11 protein-coding genes and 1 tRNA gene are annotated in these 19,573 nt (G+C 45.0%); 2 read left to right on the forward strand and 10 right to left on the reverse strand.

Annotation, left to right across the window (positions count from 1 at the left end; all coding sequences use genetic code 11):
* Nucleotide 1 precedes the first annotated feature (1 nt).
* Entirely contained in the window at nucleotides 2–3,229 is a 3,228-nt protein-coding gene (locus FAM09_RS21575; protein WP_136579222.1) for a SusC/RagA family TonB-linked outer membrane protein, read from the reverse strand.
* 702 nt (nucleotides 3,230–3,931) lie between these two features.
* On the opposite strand from FAM09_RS21575, the gene FAM09_RS21580 reads away from it, so the two are divergent.
* Nucleotides 3,932–4,004, forward strand: a tRNA-Lys gene (locus FAM09_RS21580).
* A 348-nt stretch (nucleotides 4,005–4,352) separates the two neighbouring features.
* Here FAM09_RS21580 and FAM09_RS21585 read toward each other — a convergent pair.
* From FAM09_RS21585 to FAM09_RS21595, 3 genes are all read right to left on the reverse strand, one after another.
* Complete coding sequence (locus FAM09_RS21585; RefSeq protein ID WP_136579223.1) at nucleotides 4,353–4,610, reverse strand: DUF7660 family protein; 258 nt, start codon at nucleotides 4,608–4,610, stop codon at nucleotides 4,353–4,355.
* A 182-nt stretch (nucleotides 4,611–4,792) separates the two neighbouring features.
* Complete coding sequence (locus tag FAM09_RS21590) at nucleotides 4,793–5,140, reverse strand: hypothetical protein (RefSeq protein WP_136579224.1); 348 nt, start codon at nucleotides 5,138–5,140, stop codon at nucleotides 4,793–4,795.
* Between the two features lie 1,272 nt (nucleotides 5,141–6,412).
* On the reverse strand, nucleotides 6,413–6,751 hold the full coding sequence (locus FAM09_RS21595; protein ID WP_136579225.1) for a hypothetical protein: 339 nt from the start codon (nucleotides 6,749–6,751) through the stop codon (nucleotides 6,413–6,415).
* Nucleotides 6,752–7,205: 454 nt separating this feature from the next.
* Here FAM09_RS21595 and FAM09_RS21600 point away from each other — a divergent pair, with 454 nt between their 5' ends.
* The gene (locus FAM09_RS21600) at nucleotides 7,206–8,339 is read left to right on the forward strand and encodes a M57 family metalloprotease (protein ID WP_136579226.1); all 1,134 of its coding nucleotides are present in this window, start codon (nucleotides 7,206–7,208) and stop codon (nucleotides 8,337–8,339) included.
* A 227-nt stretch (nucleotides 8,340–8,566) separates the two neighbouring features.
* Here the strand turns inward: FAM09_RS21600 and FAM09_RS21605 are convergent, their stop codons facing one another.
* From FAM09_RS21605 to FAM09_RS21630, 6 genes are all read right to left on the reverse strand, one after another.
* Nucleotides 8,567–9,895 carry a MutS-related protein gene (locus FAM09_RS21605; protein WP_136579227.1) on the reverse strand — a complete coding sequence of 443 codons (1,329 nt, stop codon included), beginning with the start codon at nucleotides 9,893–9,895 and terminating at the stop codon, nucleotides 8,567–8,569.
* Between the two features lie 16 nt (nucleotides 9,896–9,911).
* Nucleotides 9,912–11,240, reverse strand: coding sequence for a MutS-related protein (locus FAM09_RS21610; protein ID WP_136579228.1), 1,329 nt, complete (start codon nucleotides 11,238–11,240; stop codon nucleotides 9,912–9,914).
* Nucleotides 11,241–11,258: 18 nt separating this feature from the next.
* The gene (locus FAM09_RS21615) at nucleotides 11,259–13,559 is read right to left on the reverse strand and encodes a Gldg family protein (RefSeq protein WP_136579229.1); all 2,301 of its coding nucleotides are present in this window, start codon (nucleotides 13,557–13,559) and stop codon (nucleotides 11,259–11,261) included.
* Between the two features lie 8 nt (nucleotides 13,560–13,567).
* Nucleotides 13,568–14,500 carry an ABC transporter ATP-binding protein gene (locus FAM09_RS21620; protein ID WP_136579230.1) on the reverse strand — a complete coding sequence of 311 codons (933 nt, stop codon included), beginning with the start codon at nucleotides 14,498–14,500 and terminating at the stop codon, nucleotides 13,568–13,570.
* 108 nt (nucleotides 14,501–14,608) lie between these two features.
* Entirely contained in the window at nucleotides 14,609–15,985 is a 1,377-nt protein-coding gene (locus tag FAM09_RS21625; protein ID WP_136579231.1) for a RagB/SusD family nutrient uptake outer membrane protein, read from the reverse strand.
* A gap of 19 nt (nucleotides 15,986–16,004) precedes the next feature.
* Nucleotides 16,005–19,535 carry a SusC/RagA family TonB-linked outer membrane protein gene (locus FAM09_RS21630; protein WP_166437225.1) on the reverse strand — a complete coding sequence of 1,177 codons (3,531 nt, stop codon included), beginning with the start codon at nucleotides 19,533–19,535 and terminating at the stop codon, nucleotides 16,005–16,007.
* Nucleotides 19,536–19,573 lie beyond the last annotated feature (38 nt).

The raw sequence follows: 19,573 nt of genomic DNA on the forward strand, positions 1-19,573 counted from the left end.
TTTATAAACCTACATTTAAAGAGAAAGAAACAACCCGGGGAGTTACAAAAATGTTATCGTTAATACCATTGAAATTCTGTTGCGGGTTCATACCTCTTCTTTTGGTTGTTGTAAACAGGTTCTCTGCACTAACACCAACCGTTACATTTTTCAATTGCATTTTACTCACCAGGTCAACAGGCAGTTTGTAATTGATCGTGATATTTTTCAATACCAGGTAGGAGGCATCTGTGAGCCACCGGTTCGATTGACCATTGTTCAACGTGCTTCTCGTAAAGTCTACTACCGGTGTGCCCTTAGGATCGATCCTGTTCTCAGAAGTTGCTGTCATATCCTTTGGAATACCATCCCATGCATTTAAGATATCCTTGTGCAAAGCAGCCGGCGAACCACTCATCGACATCAGCGAGATATACGAGTTATCATATATTTTACCACCCAGGGCGTAAGTAAACAAGCTGCTTAAGGTTATGTTCTTATACCGGAAAGTGGGAGAAAAACTTCCAAAGACATCAGGTATAGCGCTGCCGCTCCAGTTCCGCTCTGCGTAGGAAACATTGGTTGTGTAGTTTGCGCCATTGATGGTAACCAGGCTTGCTGCCGGAACAGGGTTCGAAGCATTGTAAGTTACCGTATCAACCTTGTACAGGGAGTTACCGGTCATTTGATCAACACCAACAAATTGCGGTAACCAGTAGTCGTAAATACCATGCCCTTCCATCAGCTTCTTTGTACCACTCACGATACCCCTTTCCCTGTTAGGCTCAGGCAATTCTTCTACTACGTTCTTTAACCAGGTAGCATTGGCGCCAAAATTAAATGTAAAGTCTTTGGTTCTTACCACATCTACATCAAAAGTGAATTCCCAGCCACGGTTAGAGATAGATCCTACATTCTGAACCAGCACCGCTTCAGCATTCGAAGTGGAAGTGGGGCCGGCCGATAAAGGCAGGTTATAATTAAAGATCAGGTTCTTTGATTTCTTGTCGAAATATTCAATGGTAAAGTTTGCCCGGTTGTAAATGCGGCCTTCCACAGCAGCGCCTATAGACGCAGATTTTTCCCAAACCAGGTTCGGATTCTCGAACTGAATTCTATACACCGCACCCAGGTTAGCATTCTGGTTCAGATCGTACAACGCCTTTGCTATATAATAGGAAGGCGACCCTGTACCACCGTCATTACCTACTTCACCATAAGAAGCACGCACTTTTAAAAAGTTGATCTTATTGGAAAGCTGATCGAAGAAACGCTCTTTTGAGATCGTCCAACTACCACCTATAGAGTAGAAATTACCCCATGGATCAAGGAATTTTGAAGAAGCATCTCTTCTGAAAGACGCATCAATGAAGTATTTATCCTTATAGCTATACTTTGCCCTGGTAAAGTAGCCTTCAGTACGGTATTGATCTCTTAGATCGGTAAGACTGGAGATAGTAGTAAAGTTCACTAACTGAACGCCATTGGGCACCACTTCACCTGTTTTGAAAGCATACAGATAATTGAACTCATAGTTAAAGTTCTCATGCCCAGCCAACACTTCCACATTATGGTCATTGAAAGCCTGGTTCCAGCCCAATGATTGACGGGTAGTATAGTTCAGATATCTGTAATTATAGCGGAAGGCGCGACCGGTAGGAGCGCCGTCACCAATCACTGCATTACCATAAACCTGCTCATCATCTGAACGGGCGTTGATATCACCGGTGAAATTAAATGAGAAATGCTTCAGGAAATTAATTGTGGCATACGCCTGTCCCATTACGGTGTTTCTATAGTAACGGTCTTTATTCAACTCATTTTCCCAAATAGCATGACGGCCGGCAGTACCTGTAGGCCTGCTGGCATTACCATTATCATATTGTTTATTACCCAATCCATCCAGTATGTACTCACCCGTACCTGCGGTATGCAGGTGAACAGGGTAAATAGGCGCCATATTTCTGGAAAAATTAATAGGGTTAACAATACTGCCGGCACTACCGGAACCGGCAGGTGTATTATTAGAGATCTGATGCGTTCCGGCTATATTGAAACCATACTTAAGCCACTTGGTGGCATTCAATTCCGCATTGATACGCCCGGATATACGTTTGAAGTCGGAATAATTAATATATCCTTTCTCATTCAGATAACCAACAGAGAAATAAAGCGAATTCTTTTCGGAACCTGTTCTACCGCTCAGGTTATAATCCTGGCGGCGCCCCAAACGCTCATAGGGGTTGAACCAGTCCAGGTCTTCTGCATACAGAGGCAGAATTTGTGCATCAGACACCAGTTTGCCGTCTGAATCGAACAAGGCGTTATCGGGTTTATTGTAAATGTTCAGTCTTAAAACATCACTGATCAGGTTACTGGTAGCTCTGGCGCCGGCCGCTGAATCAGTTGGATAAGTACCAGGTGCAGATGTTCTCAAGGAATTCCGGTACCCTTTCCACATCGTTTCCATGAACTGATTTGGGTTCAATCTTTCATACTCATTGATACCCCTGTCATAAAGCCCCTGGTTCATAGTAAAGTTTAAACTCGTTGGGGCATTCTTCAACCCCTTTTTGGTGGTCATAATAATAACACCATTGGAAGCCCTGTTACCATATAATGCAGAAGATGCCGCATCTTTAAGCACTGAAATGCTTTCAATATCGGCGGGGTTAATATCCGCTACACTACCTCCGAAAGGAACACCGTCGATAATATACAGTGGATCATTGCTGTAATTCGCAGATGAAAAACCACGAATACGGATGGAAGGTGAAGAGCCGGGCTGGCCAACCGTATTATTAATCTGGATACCGGCAGCAGAACCTTCCAATGCAGCTACCGCATTCGTCAGCGGTCTTTTTTCAATGGATGCAGCAGAAATAGAAGTTACCGCACCGGTAATGGATTCTTTTTTAGCTGTTCCATAAGCTACAACAACCACTTCATCCATGCTCTTCTGAGCGCGGTTAAGGGAAATAGTAAATTCAGCTTCCTTGCCCACTGGGATTTGTTTTTCGCCATATCCAAGGGCTGAAATGATCAGGGTTTTTGCATTGGGAGGTAAGGTGATCGAAAAGCTACCTGTGATATCAGAGGTAGTTCCAAAAGATGTGCCTTTAATCAGGATAGAAGCTCCGGAGATGGGTGCTCCCATGTCGTCAAGTATTTTGCCTTTAACAGCTTGCTGAGCGAGCGCTGAGGTAATCGCATGCAAAAACAGGAATGCTAACAATAGCAGTTTTCTCATTGTGACTAGTTTGGTTTTAAATCGAGTTTTGATTATAGAAGATTACAAAATCTCTTGTTCTGGTTTTATAGAAATCGATACTTTAAACCTGGTTTACGCAGGAAAATAGTATGGATTATATGTTTAGTTTACTGGCGAACTTGTAAATGATCGTCGTTCCGACATTGCGTATGCAATGCAGCATTTAAAGGATATTGCCTGGGCGATTAGTAAATGACTATTAGCAAGAAACCGAACTGCTTATTCAACTTAACAGCTTATGCTTATTTAGTCCAAGCGAGGATAATCAGGAAGCAATTCGGCAGGATCAGGTGTTAGAAAAAGCAAATATATGTGAATAACAGAATATTTTTATAACTTCTCTTTAACATATCAATATTAGTTATACAATCTGCAAGGGTGGTATCGTAAAAACCTTATTGTCGAATAATTTATATATTAAAAATGGTTTATAAAAAATGGGTAAGTGGAAATAGAATAGAAACCTAGCCTATAGACTTGCCTGCAGAAACTGCATTTCTTTTCTGAACGGTTTGTTTAAGGGACATAAATAGTTATAATAAATAATAATTATTCGTACTGCAAATCAGCCTCTTAAAACAGGTTTTTCTTTTATTTTTAGGCTGTCTCTATTGGCCGGAATAAATTAACCCCTTATTTTTGCACTCTTTTCCAGTCAAGGTTATGCCTGGCCGGAGAATTGTCTCCGTAGCTCAGTTGGTAGAGCAATTGACTCTTAATCAATGGGTCCAGAGTTCGAGTCTCTGCGGGGACACAGGATAGGAAAACGCCTTCAAATCGTTGTATTTGAAGGCGTTTTTAGTTCGAGGAGTCTCTATGGGGTTATTCAATTAATTGTCCGGTATCGGCATTTAATTGAAATGTAACGTTGTCCCAATTGGTGGCATAAATAATATTATCAATAATTCTAAATGTATCCTTACCTGTTGGATTAGTAAAGATATCCGTTCCTGAAAAGCTCCGCAGAACTTGGATTATAATCAGAATCGTTAAAAATAGAAACCTGAAGGTCTTTGTATGCTATACTAAATGGCGCCATAAACTTAAACTTTCTACGCAATTAGGAGCGAAAAAGAAACGAAGTTTGTATTTCGGATTATCTTTACTCATACATAGTTGCTCCCTTTAAAATGTCTGCAAAAGTTTGCCACTTTGCTATGTCAGCATCTATTCCAGGATCATTGTTATCATAATATCCCTGAATATCCTCTGCATAAGAACACATTGCTTCTAAAAAGTCGCTTAGGTTTTTATTTGCCCAGCTTTCGGAATCAGTCAATAAGTCCTGTCGTAAAAGTGCAAGGAACCTGATGAAGGATGGCCTGTCTGTTACTTTATAACTTGAAAGTTGATCGTTCATAAAATATTCGGTTTACTCACCCTGATGTATTTCGATATATTTCTTTCCATTCCAATAAATGATCATACCGGCCACCGCCGCTCCATCTTCATAATCCTCCACCAGTATACCCGGCCTTGATAGGTTCACTTTTTTACCGGCAATTATATCACCCGTTTTGGAATCGAATTGTGTTTCATTAGCTATTTTCTTGCTATAAATGCTCCATTTATCAGCCCATTGAAGGTCATCACCTCCATTGCCAAACTTCGTACATGCACCAAATACGAAGCATTCATTTGTTTTGTATGTATCAGTAAAATACCTTTCTTTTTTGTTTGCTTTTCTGTTATTAAAAGGACGATGTCCTGGTTATTATCTCCGTTGAAGTCGGCCTGCCAATACGATGGTTTTAAAAAAGAAGCAATTTCATACTTTTTATCAAAACCCTTTTGCCGGAATGCATCTGAAGCCCAGGATGCTAAAGAGTTGGTCTGGCTTTGTCCAACACAGGCCATCGATAGAAAAATTATCAGTAGGAACGGTTTCATTGCGATTATGTTGAGTGTAAAGGTATAATTTTAGCCAAATTTCATTCTTCAAAAGTAGTGTAATATGGGTGTAGAATACAGGCATTTTCTTATTCCAGCGAATCCTACATTTATTCCTTCAAAAGATATTTTCAGTCATTAATATTTGTTGTTGGACTGGATTATAGAATACACCCTGGTGGTAACGATCTTTATGTGTCCGTAAAAAAGCCTCTGCATGAAAGGAAGAGTTCTATAAAGGCATATTGGGAGCACGATGAAATTATTTTCACTCATGCAGAGGCTTATCATAGCACAGTAGCTACAACACCGCCAGTAGTTTCCATTTCGAAAACGCCTTCAAATCGTTGTATTTGAAGGCGTTTTTAGTTCGAGGATATAGTAAAATGACTTCATTTAACCGAAGCAAAATAGGATCTAGTTGATTAACTGGGGGAAATCAAGACGATTCCCCGCAGGTTACAAACCCAGGTAGCTAAACTGCACTTCGATACCAGGATATCACACGGGGAAACAAAAAAGCCGGCATGCGATGGTTATCGTCTGGAATACGAAGTATACAGGTTGGTTGACGAAGCTTTATGTTTGAAATGCAGCCTCCATAGTTTGAATGCAAAGCTACCTGATCTGTTCAGCGATAAGCATAGTTTGAAAGACGATACCCGTTGTTTTAATGACAGGCTGTTTAAAATGAAAAGAAGCCTTGTTATTCTCAATTGCGAAAACAACATATCAGGTGGCTAAACAAAAAAGCTGGAATGCGATGGTCATTGTTTGAAATACGAGATATATAAGCTGGTTTACGAGGCTTTATGTTCGGAATGCAGCCTGGATAGTTTGAATGCAAGCCACCTTGTTAGCGCAACGATAAGCGTAGTTTGAAAGACGATACCAATTGTTTTAATTGCAGGCTGGCTAAGCCGAAAAGAAGTTAATCCTAAACTGATTATAGCCTTGATATTCTCAATTGCGAAAATAACATCTCAAATGGCTAAACAAAAAAGCAATCAAACGATGGTCATTGCAATCCGAACAATAGCCCCTGCAATCCGAACAATGCCTCTTGCAATTCAACAAAGAGGTTATGACAATGAATGACAAGAATTCGTCAACCAACAAAAAGGAAACCCCGGTTAATTATCAGGAAATATCACGTAGCAACATGGCCGGCTGCCTGTGAAAATAATAACGATCCTAAACAGACAGCAAACAGCTGAAAGAACAGGCTTGCCCCAGGTATTTGACTTGCTCCGAAATCTATGCCTAAACAAATCAATCCCCCAAAAATTTCACTTGATCCGCAAAATAACAGCAGGATATACCTGTTTCGCACTTAAATATAACATTTGCTGTTTTCATCCTTAACTCCCACAAGTCCTGGTAATGTTGCTGCCTTTGGGCATCCTTTTTCATAAACTGGTAAAATTCAAGGTCTTTTTGCAGGTCGATTCCCCGGTGGCCTTTTCCTGCGCGATTTAATTGTTGCTTTAACTCTTGTTGGTCAATCGGTGATAATTCAATACCCGTATATGCCTTTTGTTCAACGCCGGCTTGTGAGTAAAAAAATACCTGTTCACCTTTATAAGCAATACATATCATTTGATATTGCACCAGCTCGTTCAGTTGTTCGGTGTATTTTCCATTGTTGTCAGTCAAGCGCATAAAGGTGTTGAGTTTATGTGGAAGCAAGTAAACATACAACTGGTCGAACTGCTCCTGTTTATTTACTGGAATCGTATCCTAACTGCTGCCTTTTTGTATGCGTCCGGCAGCGCTTGTGCTAACACTGAATCAATTTCGTACAGTTTTTTATCGAGGTTGCCTACGTACAATTCGAGCACTTCATCGCCAGCGATCTGGTGAATCCAATTAAACAGCGTAAAATTAACCGTACCCTACAGGTCGTTGTTATCAATTATGCGTATATTAGTAGGGATATTTGTTTCAATAAAAATAAACCTTATGCCTATCCTACTACACTCCAGGGCTCCACCTGTCATGCCATTCATGCAATTATAATACTACTGCCATAAATTATTACCAGGTATTCTTTAAAATATTTTATATGATATCAACCAATCAATTGCGCTATGTAATATATTTTTTACTTATTACTGCCGTGTGGGGATGCGCTAAGGACAAAACAGCCATTACAGAACAAATGACCCATGCCATCAATGAAGACCATCCTGTTTTTCAACAAATGATCAAAGCAGGTTTTGATAAAAAAAATATAGTGGAATATGCGGACCGGTTTGTAGCAGAAGAGGATATCATATTTTATAAGAAGGAACCTATAGCGGCGGGCGAACACATGACGGAGCAGGCACGAACTCCCTACCTGGTGTCTGCATCATATAACAATGTTACAGTATTCCTGAATACCGCCTCTTTTGGTTCCATTGGTACCAATTTGAGTAACGCGCTTAATGCGGCCATTGCTTCATACAATGCAATTGGTACAGGCATAGCGTTCACCAGAGTGGCTTCTGCATCTGGCGCCCTTATACAAATTGTAAGAAATAATGGCATTGGAGCCAATGTATGCGGACAAGCCGGTTTTCCGTTTTCCAACGGACAGCCTTTTAATATTATTAATATTAATGAATCCTTTTTAGTATCTAGTGGTTATAGCAGCCAGTCACAGCTTACCTTGTTGTTGGCTCACGAAATGGGTCATTGCATAGGACTAAGGCACACCAACTGGCAGGTATTGGGCGAAGGGTTTGCGCCTACTATTGGCGCCACTCCGCTTACAGATGCCTCCAGTGCTATGAATGGGGCTACCTGCGGCGCTTTCTGGGCGGGTTTATCTGCCAATGATATTACAGCTTTAAGAATATTATATAGTAGTACTAATCTTGGCGCAGTATTGAATTCCAATGCAGTGATGTATACCAACCAGTACCTTAAGTCTACGGATGGTCGCTTTATGCTTATTTTGCAAACGGATGGCAACCTGGTACTTTATTTTTATAATACGTTTTTATGGCATACCAACACCGTTAATCCGGCTGTTAATAGGTTAAATATGCAAGGTGACGGTAACCTGGTATTATACGACAGTTATTCTACGCCATATTTTAATACCGGAACCTCGGCTTATCCGGGCGCTTATGTTGTATTGCAAAATGATGGCAACCTGGTAATTTACCAAGGCGGCGTTTTTCGCTGGCAGTCAGGCACCTGCTGTCATTAGGCGTCTTCCGCGCTATCTATAAAGTAACACAAAGGCCGTCATCAAATAAGAGACGGCCTTTCTTAAATCTTCCAAATGATAGCCCCAGCAAGCGCTGCACCATCTTCGTAGTCTTCTACCAATATCCCCGGCCTTGATAAATTCACTTTTTTACCGCCGATGATATCACCTGTTTTGGACTCGAATTGCGTTTCATTGGCAATTTTATTTTTATAAATGCTCCATTCTCAACCTACCAGCCTTATCAGTTCGATGATCTTTTCATTTTCAATGATCATCATCCCTTGCCGGTCGGTTGAAATGCCTTCCTGCAACTGGTAGGTATAGGCGGGAACCTCTCCCTGCATCACGGTTGGCATATACAGGAAGCGTACAGATGGCCTGCGTTCTCTGAGAGCTGTACCTACTTCAGTAATATGGGTGGAAATGATAAAACAGCAATTTCGTTTGGCAGCCAGGGCTTCAGCAATGGACAAGGTGGCATCATAGGCATCCTTTACATTGGTGCCTTTAAAAAGTTCATCGAAAATAACCACCAGGTTGCCGGTAGCCCTGATGGTTTCCGCTACCGTTTTCACCCGTAATACTTCTGCATAAAAATGGCTGTATCCATGTTTGAGATCGTCAGAAATATTGATGGTGGTAAAAATGCCATTCTTTACAGAAAACTTCATGTCGGCCGCTGCCACCGGAAATCCCATATGCGCCAGGTACAGCGCTATACCGAATGATTTCATATAGGTTGACTTGCCGGCCATATTGGCGCCGGTGAGAAAAACCATATTGTGTTGCCCGTTAAAATAGGCAGGGTTGGCAACCGCCTGGTCAAGCAACGGGTGATACAACCCGGTGATGCGGATGTTGTTTTCCGTGGCCGGCAGTGCCTGCGGAAAGCAAAAACCCCGGGCAACAGCTACACCGGCAACGGCGATGTATACGTCAAATTCATATAAGAGCTGCAACAGTTCTTTCAAATCCTTATACTTCCTGGTCCTGAGGCAATGCGCCTGTTTTACCTGTTTCCACAACGATTGGCTGCGGGTAGCATCAACACTTTCCTGCAGCCATTGCATTTCCTTTCCTGAAAGAACGGCGTGCACTTTTTTCAGCTGTTCCTTAAATGGGTTATCAGCATCCTGTTGCAGCTTGTTCATAAAACCGTGAATGGCCTGCAGGGTTTGAATGGTTTGCTTCAGCGCATTTTCCTGCTGCCGGTCTTCTTCTCCCCCCACCAGCCTGCTATGCAATTTCTTTACTACCGTTGACCAGGCTGTTTCCAATAAACTGCCACCGCCGGAGCGCAGATAGTCTTCCATGGTATGGAAGACTTCCGCGGAAAATGGCAATGCTGTTGTTTTTATTGTGAAATAGCTGATCAACCGTACCCGTTCATTGATGCGGGCAGCATCAGTTAACGGTGTTTTAAAAAATTGCGTTAATAGTTGCTGTCCCCCATCGGTAATCGTGTGGTTGAAGAGGTTGAAAACAGAATAGCTTTTATATTTCCCCAGAATACCCAGGTCGTCGAGTGTTTGTTTGTCTGCTATAAAGCTCATGAGCCTGTTGTTTAGTTTACCCGTTATTAATGATATCGAGGATCCCTTCGTTGTTGATGATGACCATTCCATGCCTGTCGGCAGTAATGCCGGGCGCCAGCCTGTACGTATATACCGGTACGTTGTTACGCATGGTGGTAGGCATGTAGTTGAACAAGATCCCTTTGCACCGTTCTTTCAACACCTCCCCTGCTTCTACAATATGCGTTGATACCACGAACATGCAATTCCTGCGGGTGGCAAAGGCTTCGGTAATGGCGATCGTTGCTTCGTAGGCGTCCTTCACATTGGTACCCCTAAACAGCTCGTCAAAAATGATGAAGAGGTTTTTCGAGAGCACCATTTCCTGGGCCACTTTTTTCAATCGCAATACTTCTGCGTAAAAATGACTGTTGCCCATGCTAAGATCATCGGCCAGGTTAATGGTAGTAAAAATGCCATTCCGTACGGAAAAAGTCATTTTCCTGGCCGGCACGGGGAAGCCCATATGCGCCAGGTACAGGGCAATACCCAGGGATTTCATAAAGGTTGATTTGCCCGCCATATTGGCGCCGGTCAGAAATACGACATTGTTCCCGGGTGTCATGTGCAGCGTATTGGGCACAGCGTTAGCTACCTGCGGGTGGTATACTTCTTCCAGGTAAAGGGAAGCCTGGTCATTGCCGGTTGCTTCAGGAAATACAAAATCATGCTTGCGGGCAATGCCGGCTACAGCTATATACACATCGAGGTGATACAGGTGAAATAACAACCGGCGCAGGACGCTGGCTTTGTTAAACCGCAACAGGTCATCGAACCGGGCGGTTTGTGCATACGACAGCTTGCTCTTTACTTTCAATTGCAGCAATGGCTCCAGACCGGCATCGGCCAGCAGCTCATTCATCTCCTGCACCACCGGTGCAAAAGCAGTAGCGGTAACGGCGGGTGAAATGCTATTGATAAAAGATCGAAGCTGTTGCAATACTTCTGCTATGGCGGCAATGCCGTTACTGATCAGTTTGTACTGGTGGTCTGTAGCGATCAGTTGCTGCAGCTTACCGGCCATGGTCTCTTTTTCGGGCGACAGCCGGGTGCGTTCATCATCATTTTCCAGGTACAGCTCAATACTATCGAACAGGGCGCTGCTCAAAGGAAACGGCATGTTGCCCGCAGCAAAGAACCGGATGGTTTCGCTGCGGGCATTGATGGCGGCAGCACCGGCCAAAGGGTACAGGAACATTTGTTCCAGTATGCCGGCGCCGCCCCTGGTATGGGTATTATTGAATAAGGTGTAAATGGAATCACTGCCCGGCTTGCCGAAAATATTCAGGTCGTCGAGCGTTTGTTTGTCGGTTTCAAAAAGCATGTATACTCATTTTACAGTTTATCTGCGTTTACGCCTGATCAAAAGAATGGAACCAAATGCCAGCAAAATGCAGGGGAGTATCCATATAAAAATGATCTTTGCAATTTTCACCTGGTTTTTTGTCAACAAAACTTTTGTGTCTTTGGCCGGCGGGCGGCTGCTGTCGATGGGGAACTGGCCATAGCTCATCCAGCAAAATAAACCGGTGTTGAATACAAAATTGGCAGCGCGCATATTGAACCGTTGTAATTCTGCATTGCTTATAAAATCGGCATCGCTGGTGATCACGATCCGCTGCTCTTTGCCATTCAGGGTACGGGTAAGGCCAAGCGCAGTGGCAAAGGACCTGCGCTCATCGCCTTTGGTTGAATCAAATAACACCTCGGCCGAATCGCTTACCAGTTTATCTTTCTTGAGCCAGCCCGACCGGCCATTGGTCATTAGCAGGGGTTTTATGGTAAACGAGCCGGTGTCGGTATAGGTAAGCGCTGTAACACCAGGCATGGAAATGTAAGCGCTGTCGTGGTGGCTGTGTTGCAGCGGCGGGTAAAACCCGGCCGCAGTTGTGGTAAGATAGGGCGTCACCAGCTCCGGCGCCAGCTCTTTTGTTGGCTGCACCAATACGCCATCCATCATTTTAACACCCAACCTGTTGAGCAGGGGCGACAGCAATGCCTGCTTTCCCGGCTCACCGGCAATAAGCATATTACCGCCGTTATCGATGTATTGCTGCAGCTTGGCAAGCTCGGCATGCGTATAAGCCGTTTTGGGATCTGCCAGCACCAGTGCAGAAATACCGGCAGGAATATCATGGGTGGCCAGTGAAAGCGTATCAACATCAAACCCCTGGTTAATGAGCGAATTGCGGAAGTTCTTTAGATTGGTAAGTACTTTGTATTCACGATCGCCGGCCTTATTGATGTCCCTTTCAAAATGACCGGTCAAAAAAATGATCTTCGGCATACTGGCCTGCTGCAGGCGTTTCAGCGCAGCAGACACTTCCGTTTCGCTGGGCCACTGGTGCATATCGTCGAATACCCGTAAAAAGGTGGTGCGGCCTTTATATTTTAACTGCATCACATAGCGGTTCATTTCGGGGCGCAGGTCAACAAGCTTTCGAACTTCAGCAGGCGTTTTAAAATCGGCGAGCGACAGGTCCCTGCTTTCTGCATTCCGTTTGGCAACGGCTTCCAGCGTTCTTCCTCCAAACCATTTTTCGGGATTACGCACATCCAGCGCCGAGTCATAGTATAGCACTGTTTTCAGTTCTATGTTATTCTTGAACCGCATATACGGTTCCCATTTGCCCAGGTTCGTGTTGTACGATTCCGGCGCCCCCATATACCAGTAATTCCCTAACAGGTTATTATAAGCAGTAACCTCCAGCGGCTCCCTGCCCAGTTCCTTTATGATCTGCTGCGCTTTTTTTGTAAGCGTTCGGGCCTTGCCGGCCGTGGCATCGTAATACCCTACCAGCACCGGAATGGAACTGATATACCCTATGGTAAGGGTAATAACAAGCACCAGCACATACCGGCCCATACGCACCAATGCGGGCCGCGATTCAATATCGCCCTGCATTTTATACACGCTAAGACCCAGGAAAAGATAAACGATCAATATAAAATAAAGCACATCCTTGGTGGTGATCAATCCGTTCAGCATATTGCTGGTACGCCCGGTAACAGAAAGGAAATAGGTAAGGTTCCTTACAAACGGAACGCCCTGCCACAGTTTACCAATATAAAACAGGATGGCGAACATCACGAAGGTGCATATGGCCGCAACGATCTGGTAATTGGTGAGGCTCGACATAAATAAACCAATGGCGGAATAGACGCATAACAGCAGGAAAAAACCCAGCAGGGCGCTCAGCAGTTTTCCGGCATCGGGCGATTGAATCTGGAACATACCTAACAATACAAAAACACCAATGAGCGCCAGCAGCAGCAGGCTGTAGATCATCATGGAGAGGAATTTTCCCAGTACGATCTGCCTGATCTTTACCGGCGAGGCATGCAACAGCTTTATGGTACCGCTGCTTGTTTCGCGGCTTATGAGGCCCATGGTCAACAACGGCATGTACAGGTACAGGTACTGCATTACACCGCCCACCAGTCCGCTTTTGCCAAAATAAATGAAATCGGTGAGGCTTATATTCAACTTGTTACCGGCATCCTGTTCCCGGGCGATCATTTCAAGCATATCCATATAAGTTATGCCGCACTGGATCAGGAAAATGATCATCAGGAACCAGGCAATGGGCGAATAGAATAAGGTGCGCAGCTCGGTTTGCGCTATTTTGAAGATCGTTTTCATGGAATACTTTATTGTTTTGATGATTTCGAGGATAATTGTTTAAACACTTCGTCCAGCGCGGTTTTATCGATGCTGATCTCGCGTAGCCGCCATTTATGCTGAACGCTGGCCTCTACTACCCTTTCCGTGATCTGCTGATCGCCGGTAAAATAAATGCGCGCCTGCCGGGCAGTAAGGAATTCTACTTTATTTACCCCTTTTATTTGCTCAAGCTCTGTGGCACTCGGCGGGTTTTCCAGGTGCACCAGCAAGCTGTGTGGTTCTACATAATTATTGAACGCATCCATGGTATCGGAGAATACGATCTTTCCATTCTCGATCATCATAATGTCTTTGCACAACAACTGAATTTCGCTCAGGATATGGGAAGAAAAGATGACTGCCCGGTCCCTCGCTATTTCTTTTATAAGCGCCCTTACTTCAATGATCTGGTTGGGATCAAGGCCATTGGTGGGCTCATCTAACACTATCAGCCGGGGCCGGTGAATAATAGCCTGCGCTATGCCTACGCGCTGCCGGTAACCGCCGGAAAGATTACGGATAAGCCGGTTGCTGAAATGGGCTATACCACACCGTTCTTTCACTTCTTCAACGGCTCCTTTGATCGCTGTTTTCGGGATCAGGCGCAGGTTGGCGCAATAGTACAGGTACTCATTTACGGTGAGGTCCATATACAACGGGGGTTGCTGGGGAAGAAAGCCGATCTCTCTTTTGGCCAGTTCCCGCTCCTTACGCATATCAAAGCCATTGATGTACACGTTCCCTTCGGTTTGATTCAATGCGCCGCAAAGGATGTTCATGGTAGTGGATTTTCCTGCACCATTAGATCCAAGTAGTCCTACGATGCCTGCCGAGCTTATCTCCATGTTGATATCACGGATAGCCCAGTTGGTACTGTAGCGGTGCGACAGTGCCTCAATCCTGACAATACTTTTTTCCATTATATGCTTGTTATAGTTTTTGTTACCGTTTGTGCGGGCAAAAAGCTGCTGCCGCCGTTTGCCTGGCATGCAGGCAAACGGTATTACAGACAGCTGTTTACTTATGGGTTATGGATTTTGTTGCATCTCCGGGTTCTGGGCGATCAGCAAATTGGCCAGCGGGAAAACATAGGCATTGCTGTTAGGCTCCAGAGTATAAGTTACATTATTGAATTTCCGCGTTATAGTTGCAGTGAATTGAACATCCTTGTTCAACCGCCGTTGATCGAACCACCGCAGGCCGGTACCAAAGAACTCGCGCCTTCTTTCATCGATCACAAGTTTCAATGCTTCATCGGCACTGGCAGCGGTGAGCGCTACATAGTCAACAGGTTTAAAACGGCGTTTGCGCAAGGTATTGAGCATATCCACAGCTTCGTCTTTTTTACCGGCGCGGGCCAGGCATTCTGCTTTTATCAACCAGGTTTCATTCACGGTTAACCCTACTGCCGGTTTATCTTCCGTGCCAGAGGTCCTTTCCCTTGACCAGTACCCCTGGCCGGTAAATGCGGGGTAAAAATTATTGCCGGGCTTTACAAAAAGTACATAGCGAAGATCTTTGGTGCCCAACAGGCCGAGCAGCGACTGGCTTAACTGCGGGGCGCTAGGCGTTAACCGGGGCACTTTGCGCAATAACACCTGTTTGTCGTTGAACTGTGATGGAAAGGTATAAGGTGTTGTAGCTATGGATAAATTAAAATCGTACAGGTCGCCTGAGAGCGCCAGGGTACTGTCGGCAAAAGCAGCGGCTGCCGTAAAATCGCGCATATTCAAATACACTTTCGAGAGCAATGCGAAAGCCGCGGCTTTATTGGGTTTGAAATTGATGTCCTGCTTTACAGGCAGCAAAGGCAATGCTGCATTAATATCACTCAGCATTTGGTCATATACCTGCTCTACAGAAGGCCGGGTAAGGTCAACGAACAATACGGGTTTAAGCATTAAAGGCACGCCGGGATCGCTGGCGGCCGTAGCTGCATCATATTGGTTGCTGTACAAATTAACAAGCAGAAAATAATTGAATGCCCGGTGCAGCAGGGCCTCAGCCAGTATACCGCTCTTCATTGTTGCATTACCGCCTTTACTATCCATTACACCATTGATGACGGTATTGTACACATACATGGTGCTGTAATAATTGGCCCAATCATAATCGATTTGCTGATCAATATAAAATGGCTTGCTCCAGGTATACATGGCCCTTTGACTGGTGCTGGTCATATTCCCCTGTATGGCAGCATCGATCAGATCCAGGTCGTCACAACTGAGGATCGGGGCCAACCCGGAGCTATATTGCTGATCGTTGCGGTTATTCATCAACGCCCGGTAATCGTCGGTATATTCCAATACCCGCTGTCCCTGTATGGGCACTTCTTCCACATATTTGCGGCAGCCGGCCAGTACAAACAAAAGAAAGAATACGAAGCTGATTTTATAGGAATTCATGTTCTTGCTGTTGATGGGTTTAAAAATTCAGTGACAATCTGAAAGTATACGATCTGAGCGGCGGCAACTGGTAATTATTACCTGTGACATATAAATAATCAGGGTCCAGCTTTTCCTTGTTGGCTGCCCATATCATGCCCAGGTTGCGCGCAATGGCAGAAAGGTTCAGGTTCTTTATTCCCGTTTTCTGCAACCATGTTCCAGGGATAGTATACGCAAGCATGACCTGCTGCAATTTGATATTGCTGCGGCTCCTGATCAAATAAGTTGATTCGGTATAGCGGGCCATGCTGGTATAATAAACAGTACCGGCACCAAATTCAAGCCCGGGTATATTGGTAATTTTTTCATCGCCCGGTTTGCGCCAACGATCGGCCAGATCGCCGGTTCTGCCTAAATAATAATTATTGGTATACCCTACATCACTGATCGATGGTTTGCGGAATACGCCGCCCAATGCATACAGCAATTGTACGTTCAGTTCAATGCCTTTGTATTGTACGCCATTGCCGAAGCTGCCGAACCAGGGCGATTTGCTGCGCCCCGAGTATACCCTGATGTTCTCGAAAGGATATTCAAACACAGAATATACTTTACCTTTTGTTTTAGGATCGTTGATCAAAGATTGACCGGTACTGTCGAGCCCGGCCCATGAATAAGAAAATACATAATCGGTGGGGTAACCATTATACAGGTATTCAGGGGCAAAAGAAGTAGTTGGCTTCTCGAAACGGGCATCTTTTATGATGTTCGTATTGTACGATATGTTGAGCGTGCTGATCCACTTCAGGTCCTTCTTCAACACAGGCACCACACTAATGCCAATGTCAATGCCATGCCCATCGAGGTTGGCGGTATTGAAACTGGAATTGCTGAACCCATAGGTGCTGTTGATGGGCAACTGCCAAATAATATCGGTAGTATGTTTTTTATAATACTCCAGTGAACCATAAACGCGGTTTTTGAAAAGAGAGTAATCGATCCCGTAATTGATCATGCGTGTTTTTTCCCAGGCCAGGTTGTCAATGGCCGGTTTATCAATAATACCATACGGATGATTGGTGAACCAGTCGGCTCCCAGTATGCTGATAACGGCTACCGGCGCGTACCCCTGGGGTGCATTACCACTAAAGCCATAGGTGAAGCGGGCGGCCAACTGGTTTATCCAGGGAATATGTTGCATAAACCGTTCGTTATTGATATTCCACTTCAGGCCTGCCGACCATAAGGGGATGGCCCTTTTACGCCGTTCAACGCCCAGCAGGTTATAGTCGTCGAAACGGGCGCTGGCCGAGGCAATGTACCTGTTGGCGAATGTATAGGAACCATTGGCGTAATGCGACAGCGAGCGGGTGGTTTTTTCTGTAACTGCTTTCGATGTGGCGCCTATAGATTGGGTTGCGCCATACATGTCTCTATAGCCTACAAACGGGTTAACACCTCTAAAGAGATTGATTGATTTGTCGTACCCGTAACGGAGCTCCCCGCTCGATTTATTATAGGTTTCCCTGATCTCCGTACCAACGAGCAGGTTCAGCTGGTGCTTTTCGTAAAAGCTTTTGTTTACGTTGACCTGTCCACGCAGGTTATAGCTTCTGCCCAGCGAGTTATCCAAATTAAGTCTGCCACCGGGAGGTATTCCATACACACGCGTACCATTGGAAGCCAGGCTAGTGGCTTTGTTCACCATGATGCGGGCCTCATAGCTTTCCGGTTCCCAGTATTGTTCCCAGTCGCCGAACAGGCGGCCGATATTGCCCGACACATTCACACCCAGCCAGGGTGTAACTTTACCATTCACCGCTACGTTCATGGCCAGGTTATTATTGTTTGTAAACGTGTTGGAATAGTTGAGCTCATCGATGGGCGAATAGGTAAAAGGCAGGTATCCTTTGCTTTCGAGGTTCCGGGCAACAGAAGGCACTAAAAATACATCATACTTTATTGCCTTGCCGTCTGCATCTACCAGTGGGTCATACGGCCGCATTCCTTCTACCCCAACGCTCATGGCCCGTACGGCTGCTTCGTTTATTTTATCGTGCGTATTGCCAAAGCTCAGGTCGGCACTCACTGTGATACGGCCATCGAACAAACCGGAGGTTGCACCGGCCCGCAATGAGTACCCCCTGTTCGTATTGCTTTTGTAAATTCTTTCATCTTTGTAAAAAAAGCCGCTCAGGAAATAGGAACTGTTGAGCCCGCCGCCAGAAACCGACAGGTTGTACTGGCGGGTAGTTGGCCGTTGCAGCATATATTGCGCCATTTGGTCGCTGTTGTCGATCGTGCCTAAAGCATCCAACTGCTCATTCATTTGCGCTTCGGTTATTTCACCCCGCTTGAAACGCCATACAATGGTTTGCGCTGTGCTACTGTTGGGAGGAAGAATACCTGTAGTTGTTCCCGTAGGGTCAATGGCTCTTCCCTTATTTATCAATTCTTTCTCCATGGCTATATAATCAGGCATCGACATGATCTTCCCGTACTTTACCCCCGGTTTGCTGCTGGTACCCAGCGTGGTAGAGAAATTGAGGGAAGGTTTACTGTTACGATTGCCTTTTTTGGTAACCACGACAATTACGCCATTAGCGGCCTGTATACCCCAGATGGAAGCAGCGGCCGCATCTTTCAGCACGGTGATCTGGTCAATATCATCGGGATTCAGGTAATCAAGGGCGCCGCTTGAGATGGGTATCTGCGAAGGAAAGCCATCGATAACCAGTAAAGGATCGGTGCTTACAGCGGTATAGTTACTTTTAATGGTTGAAAGGCCCCGCACTACAACAGAACCGTTGCGGCTTTTATTGGGGGCTGTTTTGGTTGAAATGTCAACACCTGTTAACATTCCCTGCATGCGTTCCAGGATGCTTACTACAGGCACCTGCGACAATTGTTTGCTGGTGATAATACCAAATGAACCGGTGGCTCTTTCTTTGGGGAGCGACTGGTAACCGGTATTTACCGTTACCTCTACCATATCGAGCTTTTGTACGGCGGGCAGCAATAGAACGGTTATGTCGCTTTTGCCGCCTATCTTAATGTCTTTTTGCTGATGGGCCACGCTGGTCACCGTAAGCGTGCCGTTGGCCGGCACTTCCTTCAGGGTAAAATTTCCCTGCTGGTCGGTAACAGCGATCAACCTGGTATTACGCACCGTAACGGTAGCGCCCTGTACAGGTTGTTGCGCTGAATCTTTAATGGTGCCCTTTAGTACAGGTATAATGGTAGTATCGGCTGCTGACTGAACAACAGCCGGACTGTTTTTTCTGGAAAGGAAAATGGTTTTACTGTCAATAGAGTAGGTCAATGGTTGATCGCGGAAGATAGTGACGAGGAAGGTTTCCAGGGGCATGTTGCGGGCATCAACCGTTACGGGAGCAGCCAGCTCAAACAAACGCTCATCACCGAATACCACGTATCCTGTTTGTTTGTAGAGCACTTTGAACACTTTTTTCAGTGGAATATCGCGCCCCTGCAGGGTAATGGTTTGGGAAACTGTTTTGGCTGAAACATGCAGCATGCAGGCAAAAATGAAAAAAGATGTCATTCTCATAATTCGCAGGATTGGTCGGGGGAATAGCAGAAGAAATC

Origin of the sequence: Niastella caeni (assembly GCF_004834005.1) — a bacterium.
Taxonomy (GTDB): domain Bacteria; phylum Bacteroidota; class Bacteroidia; order Chitinophagales; family Chitinophagaceae; genus Niastella; species Niastella caeni.

What these genes read in the sequence shown, in the direction of transcription:
- FAM09_RS21620 (WP_136579230.1), bottom strand. Translation starts at nt 14,500, where the DNA reads ATGGAAAAAAGTATTGTCAGGATTGAGGCACTGTCGCACCGCTACAGT.
- FAM09_RS21615 (WP_136579229.1), bottom strand. Translation starts at nt 13,559, where the DNA reads ATGAAAACGATCTTCAAAATAGCGCAAACCGAGCTGCGCACCTTATTC.
- FAM09_RS21605 (WP_136579227.1), bottom strand. Translation starts at nt 9,895, where the DNA reads ATGAGCTTTATAGCAGACAAACAAACACTCGACGACCTGGGTATTCTG.
- FAM09_RS21630 (WP_166437225.1), bottom strand. Translation starts at nt 19,535, where the DNA reads ATGAGAATGACATCTTTTTTCATTTTTGCCTGCATGCTGCATGTTTCA.
- FAM09_RS21575 (WP_136579222.1), bottom strand. Translation starts at nt 3,229, where the DNA reads ATGAGAAAACTGCTATTGTTAGCATTCCTGTTTTTGCATGCGATTACC.
- FAM09_RS21590 (WP_136579224.1), bottom strand. Translation starts at nt 5,140, where the DNA reads ATGAAACCGTTCCTACTGATAATTTTTCTATCGATGGCCTGTGTTGGA.
- FAM09_RS21610 (WP_136579228.1), bottom strand. Translation starts at nt 11,240, where the DNA reads ATGCTTTTTGAAACCGACAAACAAACGCTCGACGACCTGAATATTTTC.
- FAM09_RS21585 (WP_136579223.1), bottom strand. Translation starts at nt 4,610, where the DNA reads ATGAACGATCAACTTTCAAGTTATAAAGTAACAGACAGGCCATCCTTC.
- FAM09_RS21625 (WP_136579231.1), bottom strand. Translation starts at nt 15,985, where the DNA reads ATGAATTCCTATAAAATCAGCTTCGTATTCTTTCTTTTGTTTGTACTG.
- FAM09_RS21600 (WP_136579226.1), top strand. Translation starts at nt 7,206, where the DNA reads ATGATATCAACCAATCAATTGCGCTATGTAATATATTTTTTACTTATT.